Raw genomic sequence first — 13222 nt, forward strand, 5'->3', positions numbered from 1 at the left:
ATTTTATTTTTTAGAAAAATTAATCAATAAATTTAAATAAATTACTGTGAGAGTATGAAGGTTGAGGGTATAACTAAAAAAATTATGGAGCATTTAAAAGAGCCGATAACAATTAGAGAGCTCGCCAAAAAATTAAATATGCATCCAAAAAACTTAGATGTTAAAATTAGAGTATTGAGAGATTTGGGGTTGGTAGAGACAAAAAAGGGTAGAAATGGAGGGGTTAGATTAACAAGAGAAGGTTTATATTTATTGGAGAAGGGAGAAATTACCTTAGGAGCGTTAAAATTACAGATTGTTGCCAAGGATAGAATTGGTTTATTAGCTGATATAACTTCAAGAATATCCAAAATAGGAGGAAATATAACATCAACAGTCCTTGAAAGAGATGGGGAGGATGTTGTTATTTATTTGATTGTGGAAAATGTAGATAAGGATGAAATAAAAAATGCTTTAAATGATGTAGTGAAAAAAATTTCTATTATTTGGTGAGTTGTTATGATAGAGGTTGAAGTTAAAGTAAAAATTGATGACAAGGATAAAATTGCAGAGCAGTTAAAAAATCTTGGCTTTAAATTTGTTAAGAAAAAATTTCAAGAAGATATCTATTTTAATGGAATTGATAGGGATTTTAGAGAAACTGATGAAGCTTTAAGGATTAGAGATGAAGACGGAAAGTTCTTTGTTACATATAAAGGTCCAAAAATAGATAAAATATCAAAAACAAGGGAGGAAATTGAAGTTGGAATAGAAGATAAAGAAAAAATGAGGCAAATATTTATAAAACTTGGATTTAAAGAAGTTCCTCCAATTAGGAAAGTTAGGGAAATCTATAAAAAAGACGATATTGGAGCAAGCATAGATGAGGTTGAGGGTCTTGGCTTATTTTTAGAATTAGAAAAATCAATACCGGATATTAATAAAAAAGATAAGGTTTTAGATGAGCTAATGGAGATACTGAAAAGTTTAAATATTAGTAGAGAGAATATTATTAGAAAATCATACTTGGAGCTAAGGGGGTTGCAATGAAAAACACAAAAATGAAAAAAAGGCAGGCATTGGCGATATTTGTAGCTTTAGCTATGATGCTCTCAGTAATTCCAGTGTTTTTAATGGGAATTTAATTATTTAAAATAACTCCTAATTCTTCCTACCAATTCTCTAAAATCGTTTATGTTAGATGCCCTAATGTCCCTTTTTTGCGGGAATTTTAATATAATCTCATCAAATATGTTTGTATTCTGCGGTTTTTTCATCATATAATAATATTTTGCAATACAGTTAATTCTTGCGGTTATAAGCTCACTTAAATAGTTGAGACACATGTCTTCAGTAACAAGACCCATATAACTGTTTCCCTCTTCAGGTTTTAATAAAGCTATGCCCACCAAAATCTCCACTATATCACATTTAATAAGTTCTTTAGAGTTTTGTTGTTTCTTTTTTAGTTCATATAAGTAGATAGCCAAATCTCTAATAGATGTCCAAGGTAAATCCAAATCAACTTTATCTAAATCCTCTTTTTTTAATTTCCATAATGGGGTTTCTTCACCATTTAACAATACCTTGTATTCTAAGCAGGATTGATACAATATCTCATAAACGTCCATGTTTTTCACTTAAAAATATTTTTATTTAATATTCATGCTCAACAAAATTCTTAATAAGCTTTAATCCCAAATCTGGGAATTTCAGTTCATCAGATTCTGTCAATATACTCTCTGGATGGAATTGAACCCCCTCAATTGGTAACTTTTTATGCCTAACCCCCATTATATAATTGTCATCCAAACTTCTTGCAGTTATTTTTAACTCTTTTGGAACCTTATAAGCTATTAATGAATGGTATCTCCCTCCATAAAATGGATTTGGAATATTTTTAAAAATTCCTTCACCGTCATGCTCTATCAAACTTGCCTTTCCATGCACAACCCTCTCTGCTCTCCCAATTTCTCCACCAAACGCCTCAACAATACATTGATGCCCTAAACAAACTCCTAATATAGGAGTATCAACCTCTTGAATAATTTTTATACAATTTCCTGCCTCCTTGGGAGTTTTTGGTCCTGGGCTTATAATTATCCTATCAGGATTTATCCTCTTTATCTCCTCTAATGTGATTTTATTATCCACTAACTTAACTTTATACCCTAAAGTTCCTACATATTGGACTAAATTCCAAACAAACGAATCGATATTATCAATAATCAAAACTTTTTTAACTCCCATAATATCCCAACCTACATCCTTCCTGGGCAGTTAATTCCCAATAATCCCAAGCCTATCTCTATAACCGCCTTAGTGCTTTTAACCAACTTTAATCTTGATTTTTTGATATTGTCATCAACTTTTGTCATTAAAATTGGGCAGTTTGCATAGAATCTGTTAAATACTTTAGCGAGCTCCAATAAGTAGTTTGCCAATACATGCACTTTCCTATTTTCAGCACTTTCTTTAATCATATCTTTAAATTCATCTAGCATCTTAATTAACTCCTTCTCCTCGTTAGTTAATTCATAATCAAATAATGCCTCATCCTTAACTCCTTTTTTCTCAGCCTCTTTTAATATACTACAACATCTTGCATGAGCATATTGAATGAATGGACAACCAACCTTTTCAAAGTCTAATGCCTCTTCCCACTTAAATATCATTGGCTTTTCTGGAGAAATTCTTGCTATGTTGTATCTAACAGCTCCCAATCCAATGTCTTTAGCTATTTCCTCTTCAACCCACCTCTTTTTGCATTCTTCCTTAGCTCTCTTTATGGCCTCCTCTAATAATTCATCAGTACTTATAAACCTCCCCCTTCTTGTACTCATTGAACCTTCTGGGAGGGATATAAATTCATAAAATATAACCTCTGGCACCTTACTTCCAAGCAGTTTTAAAGCTGCTTTAACCATTTCTGCCGTTAATTTGTGGTCAGCCCCTAAAACATCTATTCCAATATCACACTTTGATAACTTATCCAAATGATAGGCAATATCTCTTGTTGAGTATAGGCTTGTTCCATTTGCCCTCGCTAAAACCATTTTCTTTTGAATTCCAAAGTCAGATAAGTCAAGCATGTATGTTTCTTCCTTAACAACCTTTCCAGTTTCCATCAATCTTTTTAAAACTTCTTTAACCATTCCATTCCTTACATAAGTACTTTCCCAAACAAATGTATCGTGCTTAATGTTTAAATTATTCAATGTCTCTTTTATCCCATCCAAGGCATAATTGACTGCAAATTCAAATTTTTTAACCACTTCATTATCTTCATTCTTTTCTAATGCATCTTCATACTCTCTCATTAATTCAAGGATTTTCTCCTCTTCTTCAGGATGCTCCTCCAAATATTTGTTAATTTTTACGTAGGTTTCAGCAATTGCATGGTCTTTCTTTTTTTCTTTATCCAAACCAAACAATTCAATCCCATAAACAACTAAAGCCATTTGTCTACCCATATCGTTAACATAATAATGAGTTTCAACATCATAACCATAGAATTCCAATATTCTCTTTAAACAATCTCCAATAATTGCATTTCTCAAATGACCTATATGTAAAGGTCCATTAGGATTTGCTGATGTATGCTCTAAAATAATTTTTACTCCTTTTTTATCTCCTTTACCGTAATTATTTCCTTTTTTGTCAATTTCTTCAACCAAATTTTTAGCAAATTTATTGTAATCTATGTAGAAGTTTATGTATCCATTAACTGCCTTTATCTCTTTAATTCCTTCAATATTCATAGCTTTTAATTTCTCTACTATTTCTTCAGCAATAACTTTTGGATTCTTTTTTAACTCTTTAGCTAATCTAAAACAAATATTTACGGAGTAATCTCCCAACTCCAAGTTTGGTGTTTTATCCAATTTTATCTCAACACCTTTCCCAATCTCTTCATAAATCACTTTTTTTAATGCATTAATAATATTGTTTTTGACATCCATACTACTTCCCTCACGCGTTTTATTTTAATTAAAATTGGGTATTTTCTTTAAATACTTTCTTTTTAATTTATTAATTTAGATGAATGATAGAAAAGTTTATATATTAGAATGATATATAAAAGCACTGCTATTTTGTGGGCTGGTAGCTCAGACTGGGAGAGCGCCGCATTGGCTGTGCGGAGGCCGCGGGTTCAAATCCCGCCCAGTCCACCATTTCTCTTTCAACCTTTTAGTAAAAGGTTGATCAAAACGGATATATTAAGGAGGGCTAAAGTCCCCCATAATGCCTCTTCTTATGAAGATTTGAATATTTACATTAAATCATTATATGTCTTTTGGATAATCTCAACTTTTTTAACAACTTCAACGGCATCTCTACCCAAAACTCTAATCATTGGCTCCTTCCCTACTCCTCCTTTATCATATATAATATCAGGAACTCCACCAAATCTTTCACAGGCTATTTTTGTCCCCCACTCCATAGTTGAGACGTTTGGCGGCTCTTCTTTCCTATCAAATGAAGAAACGGTAAATTTATCCTTTACCAGTTTTATTAACTCCTCATCGTATTTTATATTCATACAAGCCCTAATCTCTGGATTAAATTTATTTGCAGACAAAATTATCTTTGCTATATGTTCAGACGCTCCAAATTCTACATCTCCAACAATATAAAAACCTCCAAGCTTATTTTTTATTATCCTTCCAGTTAATGCAGCGACATCCTTAAAATCTTTTGGGCATGGAAGAGATTCGGCTATATTACTTCCCACTTCTGGAATTAAAGTAAATTTCATCTTTTTTAACAAATATATGGCATAACTGAGATTTTTTATTACTATTTCTTTGTTGATGTATGTAGGATTTGAATTATAGCCAAGCTTTGTTTTTTTGGCATAGATAACTGAAGATATAATAAATCTTTTTGCCTCTTTAATTGCCTCCTCTAATTCATAACCTTTAGATAAAAATGCAGTTATTGCTGTTGAATAAACACATCCAGTTCCATGAACTTCCTTATCAACTCTAAACCCTTCAAACACATTTATAACTTTGCTACTTCTTTTTAAAATATCATCAACACCAGTAATTAAAATGTATAACTCATCTTTAATCTTTAAATCTCTACTTTTTATAAATTCCATTATTTTTTCATACTCCTCTTTATTTGGAGTGATTAAATAGCTTTTATTGAAAAGCTCAACATATTTTTCCATCAATTCCTCATCAACAAAAGAAAATTTTGTTGTAGATGCAAGGACTGGGTCGCATATAACTTTTAAATCATACTTATCAATGTATTTTAATAAAACATTAATAGTTGGCTTTGTTAAAACTCCAGTTTTTACATATTCTATATCAAACTCTTCAAAAACTGCCTTAAACTGATTTTTTATATTTTCCGCTGGCAAATCAAATTTTTCATAAACTATTTTGTTATTTTGAGGGATTATTGAGGTTATTACCGTAGGGCAATAAACTCCCAGCGTGTGAGCTGTTTTTACATCTGCAGAGATGCCTGCCCCTCCTGTTGGATCGTATCCTCCAATAGCTAAAATACTCATAAACTCACCAAATTATAAAGATTTTACATTTATTTCTCTTAAGCACTTCATAATTTTGTTTATATTTTCCTCTAAAACTTTAATTTTTTCTAAATCTTCTTCAACTTCTTTACCTTTAATCTCACCGTTGGAAATTTTATTTTTAAACTCATCTATAGTTTTGGCGTTATATTTTTTTAATATTTCATTCAATTCATTTTCAAGTTCATTCAATTCCTCTAAAAATACTTTTTTCATTGATTTTATTATCATCTTTTCCATAATCAGCCCTCTTTCTGAAACTTTTAGCAACAACCTTTTAGTAAAAGGTTGATCAAAACTAAAGTGGGGTTGCCAAAGGCAACCCCGCTCTGGGGTATACCAATAGGGGCGTAGCCCCTATGGTAATCAACCCTCTTTATAAAATTCAATTAATTCCTCTAACTTTTTTAATGCTTTACCTTTATCAATTGATTTTTCAGCTAATTTTATCCCTTCTTCAACATCTTTAGCCTCTTCAGCAATATACAACGCAAAAGCTGAATTTAAGACAACTATATCTCTCTTAGCCCCAACTTCCTCTCCTTCAAATATATCTCTAATTATTTTTGCATTTTCTTCAGGAGACCCTCCTCTAATGTCCTCTAATTTAGCCCTTTTTATTCCAAAATCTTCTGGTTCAATGTAATAGTTCCTTATATCTCCGTTTCTTAGCTCAGAAATCTTTGTTTTTCCAATGGTTGTTATCTCATCCATTCCACTACCGTGCACTACCAAAGCTCCCTTTAAACCCAAATTTTTTAAAACATAGGCTAATTTTTCTGTTAATTTTTCATCATAAACCCCCATTAATTGATAGTTGGCATTTGCTGGATTTGTTAGAGGTCCTAAAACATTAAATACAGTTCTAATTCCTAACTCTCTCCTAACTGGTGTAGCATACTTCATTGCTGGATGGAAATGAGGAGCAAATAAAAACCCTATTCCGATTTTTTCAATTGATTCTTTAACTCTCTCAATAGGAACGTTTAAATTAACTCCCAACGCTTCTAAAACATCTGCACTACCGCTTCTACTACTAACTGCTTTATTTCCATGCTTTGCTACTGGAACATATACAGAGACAACAAAGGCAGTGGCAGTGCTTATATTGAATGTGTTTAAATTATCTCCACCAGTTCCACAAGTATCTAACAATTTGGGAACATTTGGATTTATTTTTAATGAGAAGTCCCTCATAACTTTTGCAAATGAGGTTATTTCCTGTATTGTCTCCCCTTTCATTCTTAAAGCTGTTAATATGGCCGCCATTTGTGCTGATTTTGCGTTTCCACTCATGATTTCTTTCATAACTTCTTCTGCTTCTTTTTCATTTAAATCTTTGAATTCTATAACCTTTTTTAATGCCTCAGTAATCATTCTATCCCCTTCCTATCTTTATAATATAATGCAACTGCCCTTATTGAAAATACTGCCAAATAGAAATTACAAATGTTGATAACACATAAGACAATATTCTTTATTGCTATATAGAGGGCTGTAATATTTTTGTTAGTATATGCCAATACTAATAAAAATGTTCCAATTGTATCAAGTGGCACTACAACTATTAAACTTATAACAAGTTCAATAATCGCTATAACAATTAGCAAAATAATGTATTTTAAACTTATCATTTCAAATATTTTTCCAAACTCAAAGAATCCAAGAAATCCTCTAACTGAATAATTAACCTCTGCCAACTTAGAATAAAACCACAAGATAATTATTGAAAGGATGAAGAATAAAGTTGTCAATAATATAAAAATCAAACCAGCAGTTTCATTAATGGAAGCTAAAATACTTGAGAATAGATATAAAGCAATTGGAATGATTAGAAATATAAATGCCAATAAAATAAGTCCGATAATATAACACAGCCCTTTAATAAACAAATCGTCAATTTTATCCCAATCAGGAGCTTTATTTAATCCTTCAACAGTGGTTTTCATCACTCTAACATAATAACTAGATATAAATATTGAGGCAATCACCCATATAACAAAAATTATCCAAAATGATTCAATAAATGACATTATAAAATGAAAAATGTCATGACTATTTCTTTCTATAAATAGTTGCATAAATCCAACCGATGCTCCACTCATCGCCCCAACTATAGCACTTATTAATCCCAACACATAACTTTTTAAAGTTAGAAACAATATAGTTGTATGAGTTCATTAAATAACTTTCAATACTTTCCATAACTTCACCCAAAAAGTTTATTATAAAAATCTTATTATTAAAGTATTTAAAAACTTCTATTAGGTGAGATTTTGTTATATAATATGGATGAGAGATTTGAAATTAAAGATGTTATTGCAAGAGAGGTTATTGACTCAAGAGGGAATCCAACAGTTGAAGTAGAGGTTATAACGAAAGGAAACGGTTATGGTTCAGCTATTGTTCCAAGCGGTGCATCAACTGGGACACATGAGGCATTAGAGTTAAGAGATAAGGAAAAGAGATTTGGTGGAAAAGGGGTCTTAATAGCTGTTGAGAATGTAAATTCAATAATTAGACCTGAAATTGTTGGATATGATGCAAGGATGCAAAGAGAAATAGATAATATAATGATTCAGTTGGATGGAACACCAAACAAATCAAAGTTGGGAGCTAATGCAATATTGGCTGTTTCTTTGGCAGTTGCTAAGGCAGCAGCAGCAACAGGTAAAATTCCTCTTTATAAATACTTGGGGGGCTTTAATTCCTATATCATGCCCGTCCCAATGATGAATGTTATAAATGGAGGAAAACATGCTGGGAATGATTTGGACTTACAAGAGTTTATGATAATGCCTGTTGGAGCCACATCAATAGCTGAGGCAGTAAGAATGGGTTCAGAGGTTTATCACGTCTTAAAAAATGTTATCATGGATAAATATGGAAAAAATGCTGTAAATGTTGGAGATGAGGGAGGTTTTGCTCCACCATTAAAAACTTCAAGAGAGGCGTTGGACTTATTAACTGAGAGTGTTAAAAAGGCAGGTTATGACGATGAAATTGTATTTGCATTGGATGCTGCTGCCTCAGAGTTTTACAAAGATGGATATTATTATGTTGAAGGTAAAAAAATGACAAGAGAGGAGCTTTTAGATTATTATAAGGCATTGGTTGATGAATATCCAATTGTTTCAATTGAAGACCCATTCCATGAGGAAGATTTTGAGGGCTTTGCAATGATAACTAAAGAGCTTGATATACAGATAGTTGGTGATGACTTGTTTGTTACAAATGTTGAAAGATTGAGAAAAGGTATTGAGATAAAGGCTGCTAACGCTTTATTGCTAAAAGTTAATCAGATCGGAACTTTAAGTGAGGCAGTTGATGCCGCTCAATTGGCATTTAGAAATGGTTATGCGGTTGTTGTCTCACACAGAAGTGGAGAAACAGAGGATACAACAATAGCTGATTTGGCAGTTGCTTTAAACTCCGGGCAGATAAAAACAGGGGCACCAGCAAGAGGGGAGAGGACAGCCAAATACAACCAATTAATTAGAATTGAACAGGAATTAGGATTAAGTAAATATGCTGGAAGAAAGTTTAGATGTCCATTTTAATTTTAAAAACTAAAAATATATTTTCATTTTTTGTTTTATTTTTGCATATATTCAATTTGATTATATTCAATTTACTATTTTTTGAGTTTTTTAAGTTGGTGAAACTATGGAGTTAGAGAAATTAATAAAAATTGGAGAAAAAGAGGGATTTGAGACAGAAGTTTTGTTTATTAAATCTTATGATGTGAGTGTTGATTTAGATGGAAAAAGTTTGGATAGTTTTCAAATAACCACATCCTATGGTATTGGGGTTAGGGTTATAAAAGATGGAAAGGTTGGCTTTGCCTATGCAAATAAATTTGATGAAAATATTGTTTATAAGGCAATGAAAAATTTGGTTGAGGATAAATATACTAAATTTGCTGAACCGCAAAAATATAAAGAGCCAAAAGGGATGTTTTATAAAGAAATTTTAGATTTGGATGAAGAAAAATTGTTAGAAGACCTAATAACTATGCGAGACATTGCCTTAGAGAATAATGCAATTGTTTTAAGCGGAGGAATTTCTAAAGAAGTTGGATATGCAAGGTTGATAAATTCAAACGGCGTAGATGTTGAGGAGGAAGATACTTATTTTTCTGCATCAATATCTATAATGTATGATGGAGAAACCTCCTATGAAAGTAAAACTCAGCATAATATTTTTGATGTTGAAGAAATTAGCTACAAAGCATTAGATTTGGCTAAAAAGTCAGCAAATGGAAAGTCCCTTTCATATAAAGGAAATATCATCTTATCACCAAGAGCGTTGTATGAGTTGTTACCCTATACTTTAATGCCGGCATTCAGTGCTGAAAATGTCCAGAGAGATAGAAGTGTTTTAAAGGGAAAGATTGGAGAGCAGATTTTTGGGGAGAATATAACAATAATTGATGATGGAACTTTGGATTATGCATTATACTCTTCAAAATGTGATGGTGAGGGAACAGCTACGCAAAGGACTGTTTTAGTTAAAGATGGGGTTTTAAAAAACTATTTGTATGATATAAAAAGAGCAAATAAGGAAGGAAAAATCTCAACAGGAAATGCTTCAAGAGGTTATAATTCATTACCTTATATCTCACCAACAAACTTTATTATTGAAGGGACAAAAAATAGCTTAGATGATTTTGATGAGTATGTTTATGTTAATGGGGTTATTGGCTCCCACACATCAAATCCAATAACTGGGGATTTTGCAGTGGAAATACAAAACTCCTATTTGTATAAAAACGGAGAGATAATCCCAATTAAAAAGGGAATGTTTAGTGGAAATATATTTGAGATGTTTAAAGAAGCTATTCCATTAAATGATGTTGAGCAAAGAGGGAAGTTGATTTCTCCATCAGTGGTGTTTAATGGAGAAATAATTAATTAACTCCCTTCAACATTTTGATGAAACTTTTTCCAAAATTTTAAAAAAGCTTTTATTATTTCCATTAAAGAAAAGGTTAATTATAAAATCTGTGTGTTTATATGTTGAGATATATGATTAATATATAACTATATATATCATTAATGGTATATATGTAGCCATAGGTATTCACATTGCATTGTTAAATAAAAATCTTTTTGTGGGTGGAAATAATGCCTTCCGAAACTGTCATATATTAGATAGACAAATATAGACATTGATGGTTATGGAGCGACATTATACTCTAAAAGAGGCATCAAAAATCTTAGGAGTTTCGATTAAAACGTTGCAACGATGGGATAAAGCAGGGAAGATTAAATGTATCAGAACCTTAGGAGGGAAAAGAAGAGTTCCAGAAAGTGAGATAAAACGAATCTTAGGAATTAAGGACAAAGAGCAAAGGAAAATCATCGGTTATGCGAGAGTATCATCAAACACTCAAAAGAACGATTTAGAAAGGCAAATACTACTAATAAAATCCTATGCAGAAGAAAACGGCTGTAATATACAAATACTAAAAGACATTGGTAGTGGATTAAACGAAAAGAGGAAAAATTACAAAAAACTTTTAAAAATGGTTATGAATCGAGAGGTTGAGAAGGTAATTATTGCCTATCCAGATAGATTAACGAGATTTGGCTTTGAAACGTTAAAAGAGTTTTTTAAATCTTATGGAACGGAAATTGTAATTATAAACAAACGATATAAAACACCACAAGAGGAGCTAATAAAAGATTTAATAACTATTGTTTCACACTTTGCTGGAAAACTTTATGGAATGCGTTCTCACAAGTATAAAAATCTCACAAAAACAGTTAAAGAAATCGTAAGGGAGGATAATGCCAAAGAAAAAGAATAAACTCCCAACCGAAATTGTATTGACTTACAAGGTTAAACACAATTACGATTTAAAAAACTTACCAGATGATTTTATAAAAACTTCTCAAAAAGCAGTCGATATTATTTGGAATAATATTAACTGGAAGGAAAAGACAGTTAAACATCGATACAAAATAGGAAAGAAGAAATACAAATATTATACAACTACTCGACTAATCCCTGAAATTCCAAAGGACAAGGATTTTAAAAGAGAGTTAAGAAATCGTTTATTAAAAGGTTGGGAGTTTGCTTCCCACTATGTCGATGGAGCTATTAAAGTTGCCTATTCAGCAATAGAGAGTTGGAAGTCGAATTATTTAAATGGAAAAAGAGGGAGAAACAAGCCAATATTCAAAAGACCTTTTGTTAGGGTTAAAACTACTTTAATGAAATACGATAAAGAAAAGGGAGTAATAAGAATTACAATAAAACCGAGAAAAGAGTATTTAATTTTAAACATTAAAAATGAATGGTTTTTCGATAGGGTTGAGGATTTTAATATTGGAGAGGTTATCTTAAAGGATAACGAGGCATTAATAACCTTTAAAAAACCGTTGGATTTATCCGATAGAAAAGTTGTTATTGGTGTTGATAGTAATTTGAAATCGTTAGATTTGTATCATCCGATAGAAGGTTGGATTAGGATTGATTTGTCTGAATTGCATAGGATAAAGAGGGTTTATGATGTTATTATCGATAAGTTAAAGTCAATCTACAAAAAAGCTCCGAAGAGGATTGGTAAATTATTAAAAAAATACTGGAATAGGAGAAGAAATAGGGTTGAGGACTTTATTAACAAGCTAACGTCCCAATTACCTAAACTCTTTCCAGATGCGATTTTCATCTTTGAAGATTTGGATAAGTTTAATATGTATAAGAATTCGGATTTTAATAGGGATTTGAATAGAACTAACTGGAGAAAAATAGCGAAAAAGTTGGAGTATAAGAGTGTTGTCCTATACGTTAATCCTCACTATACTTCAAAAACCTGCCCCGTATGCGGGAGTAAAATGAAGTCCCAAGAGGGGCAGGTTGTTAAATGCGATAAGTGTGGAGTTTTTGATAGGCAGTTTGTCGGATGTTTTAATATCTTTAAAAGAGGAGTTGAATTAACTAAAAAACTCTTAGGCGGAGTTGGGGTCCCCGTGGCTGGGGTTGAGAGCGATGATTTACTCTCCAATGAACCCAGAGGGGAGTTGAGACCGATGAAGCCCAATCCCAACGTGGAAGCGAAGCTTCCAGTAAGGGAAATCTTTGATTTCCCTCTGATGGTCTATACAGTAGATTTAAATGGAAAAGTTTTAAAATCTATAATTGTCCATGAATGACCACGGTTGGGAAGACCCCTCCTATTGGAATGTATCCAGCAGGGTTTATTAGTCCATTTTATAACCTCCTCTGGATGATTATCTGGGTTATAATTATTGCAGTAATATTGTATATATTAATCTCCCCATTAAAAAAGCAAACAAATTCAATAGACAATGAAAAACTTACAAAGATTGAGAAAGATGTTGAGGAAATAAAAGAAATAGTTAAGGAACTAAAAAAGAAATGGGACGAGATAGAGTGATTTTATGAAGTTGATAGATGTTGTTAAAATGGGAGAAGCATTGTCCAACCCCATTAGGGTTAAGATATTATATATTTTAAATAAACAGCCAAAAAATATTTATGAATTAGCCAAAGAGCTAAATTTATCAAGACCTGTTGTCTATGCCCATTTAAGAAAATTAGAAAATGCAGGATTAGTTGAAAGCGATTTAGTTTTAGAAGGTAGTAGGGCGAAGAGAATTTATAAAGCGAATGACTTCAAATTTTACATTGATAATGAGGTTATAAAAAAATTATTTGAAGATTAAG

At 31.8% G+C, this 13222-nt stretch carries 16 protein-coding genes and 1 tRNA gene; 9 read left to right on the forward strand and 8 right to left on the reverse strand.

The features are described from left to right. The first annotated feature begins 54 nt into the window (after positions 1-54). Both MEFER_RS02190 and cyaB read left to right on the forward strand, forming a co-directional pair. The gene (locus MEFER_RS02190) at positions 55-492 is read left to right on the forward strand and encodes an Rrf2 family transcriptional regulator (protein ID WP_015791002.1); all 438 of its coding nucleotides are present in this window, start codon (positions 55-57) and stop codon (positions 490-492) included. A gap of 6 nt (positions 493-498) precedes the next feature. Further along, a complete protein-coding gene (gene cyaB, locus MEFER_RS02195) occupies positions 499-1029 on the forward strand; it encodes a class IV adenylate cyclase (RefSeq protein WP_015791003.1) in 531 nt (176 codons plus the stop codon). A 95-nt stretch (positions 1030-1124) separates the two neighbouring features. On the opposite strand, the gene MEFER_RS02200 is transcribed toward cyaB, so the two are convergent. From MEFER_RS02200 to argS, 3 genes are read right to left on the reverse strand one after another with little or no spacing between them, the layout of a single operon-like run. Next, on the reverse strand, positions 1125-1610 hold the full coding sequence (locus MEFER_RS02200) for a hypothetical protein (protein ID WP_015791005.1): 486 nt from the start codon (positions 1608-1610) through the stop codon (positions 1125-1127). Between the two features lie 25 nt (positions 1611-1635). Beyond that, positions 1636-2229 (reverse strand): anthranilate synthase component II, encoded by a 594-nt coding sequence (locus tag MEFER_RS02205; RefSeq protein WP_015791006.1) that lies wholly within the window; start codon positions 2227-2229, stop codon positions 1636-1638. An 11-nt stretch (positions 2230-2240) separates the two neighbouring features. After that, complete coding sequence (argS, locus tag MEFER_RS02210) at positions 2241-3941, reverse strand: arginine--tRNA ligase (protein WP_015791007.1); 1701 nt, start codon at positions 3939-3941, stop codon at positions 2241-2243. A gap of 136 nt (positions 3942-4077) precedes the next feature. On the opposite strand from argS, the gene MEFER_RS02215 reads away from it, so the two are divergent. Then, positions 4078-4154 (forward strand) — tRNA-Ala (locus MEFER_RS02215). A gap of 98 nt (positions 4155-4252) precedes the next feature. On the opposite strand, the gene MEFER_RS02220 is transcribed toward MEFER_RS02215, so the two are convergent. The 5 genes from MEFER_RS02220 to MEFER_RS08480 form a co-directional block, all read right to left on the reverse strand. Continuing rightward, complete coding sequence (locus tag MEFER_RS02220; RefSeq protein WP_015791008.1) at positions 4253-5506, reverse strand: thiamine-phosphate synthase family protein; 1254 nt, start codon at positions 5504-5506, stop codon at positions 4253-4255. A gap of 12 nt (positions 5507-5518) precedes the next feature. Then, positions 5519-5767, reverse strand: coding sequence for a hypothetical protein (locus MEFER_RS02225; protein WP_048056287.1), 249 nt, complete (start codon positions 5765-5767; stop codon positions 5519-5521). Between the two features lie 126 nt (positions 5768-5893). Next, positions 5894-6904 carry an anthranilate phosphoribosyltransferase gene (trpD, locus tag MEFER_RS02230; RefSeq protein WP_015791010.1) on the reverse strand — a complete coding sequence of 337 codons (1011 nt, stop codon included), beginning with the start codon at positions 6902-6904 and terminating at the stop codon, positions 5894-5896. Beyond that, complete coding sequence (locus MEFER_RS02235; protein ID WP_394296027.1) at positions 6901-7632, reverse strand: DUF4013 domain-containing protein; 732 nt, start codon at positions 7630-7632, stop codon at positions 6901-6903. The genes trpD and MEFER_RS02235 overlap by 4 nt, the downstream gene beginning before the upstream one ends. Then, the gene (locus MEFER_RS08480) at positions 7583-7732 is read right to left on the reverse strand and encodes a hypothetical protein (protein ID WP_245527791.1); all 150 of its coding nucleotides are present in this window, start codon (positions 7730-7732) and stop codon (positions 7583-7585) included. The genes MEFER_RS02235 and MEFER_RS08480 overlap by 50 nt, the downstream gene beginning before the upstream one ends. Positions 7733-7815: 83 nt before the next feature. Here MEFER_RS08480 and eno point away from each other — a divergent pair, with 83 nt between their 5' ends. From eno to MEFER_RS02265, 6 genes are all read left to right on the forward strand, one after another. Beyond that, entirely contained in the window at positions 7816-9087 is a 1272-nt protein-coding gene (gene eno, locus MEFER_RS02240; RefSeq protein WP_015791012.1) for a phosphopyruvate hydratase, read from the forward strand. A gap of 106 nt (positions 9088-9193) precedes the next feature. Then, a complete protein-coding gene (locus tag MEFER_RS02245; RefSeq protein WP_015791013.1) occupies positions 9194-10444 on the forward strand; it encodes a TldD/PmbA family protein in 1251 nt (416 codons plus the stop codon). Between the two features lie 262 nt (positions 10445-10706). After that, the gene (locus MEFER_RS02250) at positions 10707-11339 is read left to right on the forward strand and encodes an IS607 family transposase (protein ID WP_048056288.1); all 633 of its coding nucleotides are present in this window, start codon (positions 10707-10709) and stop codon (positions 11337-11339) included. Next, positions 11320-12687 carry an IS200/IS605 family accessory protein TnpB-related protein gene (locus tag MEFER_RS02255; protein ID WP_015791015.1) on the forward strand — a complete coding sequence of 456 codons (1368 nt, stop codon included), beginning with the start codon at positions 11320-11322 and terminating at the stop codon, positions 12685-12687. Before MEFER_RS02250 ends, MEFER_RS02255 begins: the two co-directional genes overlap by 20 nt. Beyond that, a complete protein-coding gene (locus MEFER_RS02260; protein ID WP_015791016.1) occupies positions 12684-12932 on the forward strand; it encodes a hypothetical protein in 249 nt (82 codons plus the stop codon). The genes MEFER_RS02255 and MEFER_RS02260 overlap by 4 nt, the downstream gene beginning before the upstream one ends. Positions 12933-12936: 4 nt before the next feature. Further along, on the forward strand, positions 12937-13221 hold the full coding sequence (locus tag MEFER_RS02265; RefSeq protein WP_015791017.1) for an ArsR/SmtB family transcription factor: 285 nt from the start codon (positions 12937-12939) through the stop codon (positions 13219-13221). Position 13222: the final 1 nt, after the last annotated feature.

It is taken from the genome of Methanocaldococcus fervens AG86, assembly GCF_000023985.1.
Classification (GTDB): Archaea; AGJL01; Methanococci; order Methanococcales; family Methanocaldococcaceae; genus Methanocaldococcus; species Methanocaldococcus fervens.

Coding starts and splice junctions, on each gene's coding strand:
- MEFER_RS02205 (WP_015791006.1), bottom strand. CDS start 2,229: ATGGGAGTTAAAAAAGTTTTGATTATTGATAATATCGATTCGTTTGTT.
- MEFER_RS02245 (WP_015791013.1), top strand. CDS start 9,194: ATGGAGTTAGAGAAATTAATAAAAATTGGAGAAAAAGAGGGATTTGAG.
- argS (WP_015791007.1), bottom strand. CDS start 3,941: ATGGATGTCAAAAACAATATTATTAATGCATTAAAAAAAGTGATTTAT.
- eno (WP_015791012.1), top strand. CDS start 7,816: ATGGATGAGAGATTTGAAATTAAAGATGTTATTGCAAGAGAGGTTATT.
- MEFER_RS02265 (WP_015791017.1), top strand. CDS start 12,937: ATGAAGTTGATAGATGTTGTTAAAATGGGAGAAGCATTGTCCAACCCC.
- MEFER_RS02255 (WP_015791015.1), top strand. CDS start 11,320: ATGCCAAAGAAAAAGAATAAACTCCCAACCGAAATTGTATTGACTTAC.
- MEFER_RS02235 (WP_394296027.1), bottom strand. CDS start 7,632: ATGAGTGGAGCATCGGTTGGATTTATGCAACTATTTATAGAAAGAAAT.
- MEFER_RS02250 (WP_048056288.1), top strand. CDS start 10,707: ATGGAGCGACATTATACTCTAAAAGAGGCATCAAAAATCTTAGGAGTT.
- cyaB (WP_015791003.1), top strand. CDS start 499: ATGATAGAGGTTGAAGTTAAAGTAAAAATTGATGACAAGGATAAAATT.
- MEFER_RS02220 (WP_015791008.1), bottom strand. CDS start 5,506: ATGAGTATTTTAGCTATTGGAGGATACGATCCAACAGGAGGGGCAGGC.
- MEFER_RS02200 (WP_015791005.1), bottom strand. CDS start 1,610: ATGGACGTTTATGAGATATTGTATCAATCCTGCTTAGAATACAAGGTA.
- MEFER_RS02190 (WP_015791002.1), top strand. CDS start 55: ATGAAGGTTGAGGGTATAACTAAAAAAATTATGGAGCATTTAAAAGAG.
- trpD (WP_015791010.1), bottom strand. CDS start 6,904: ATGATTACTGAGGCATTAAAAAAGGTTATAGAATTCAAAGATTTAAAT.
- MEFER_RS02225 (WP_048056287.1), bottom strand. CDS start 5,767: ATGGAAAAGATGATAATAAAATCAATGAAAAAAGTATTTTTAGAGGAA.
- MEFER_RS08480 (WP_245527791.1), bottom strand. CDS start 7,732: ATGGAAAGTATTGAAAGTTATTTAATGAACTCATACAACTATATTGTT.
- MEFER_RS02260 (WP_015791016.1), top strand. CDS start 12,684: ATGACCACGGTTGGGAAGACCCCTCCTATTGGAATGTATCCAGCAGGG.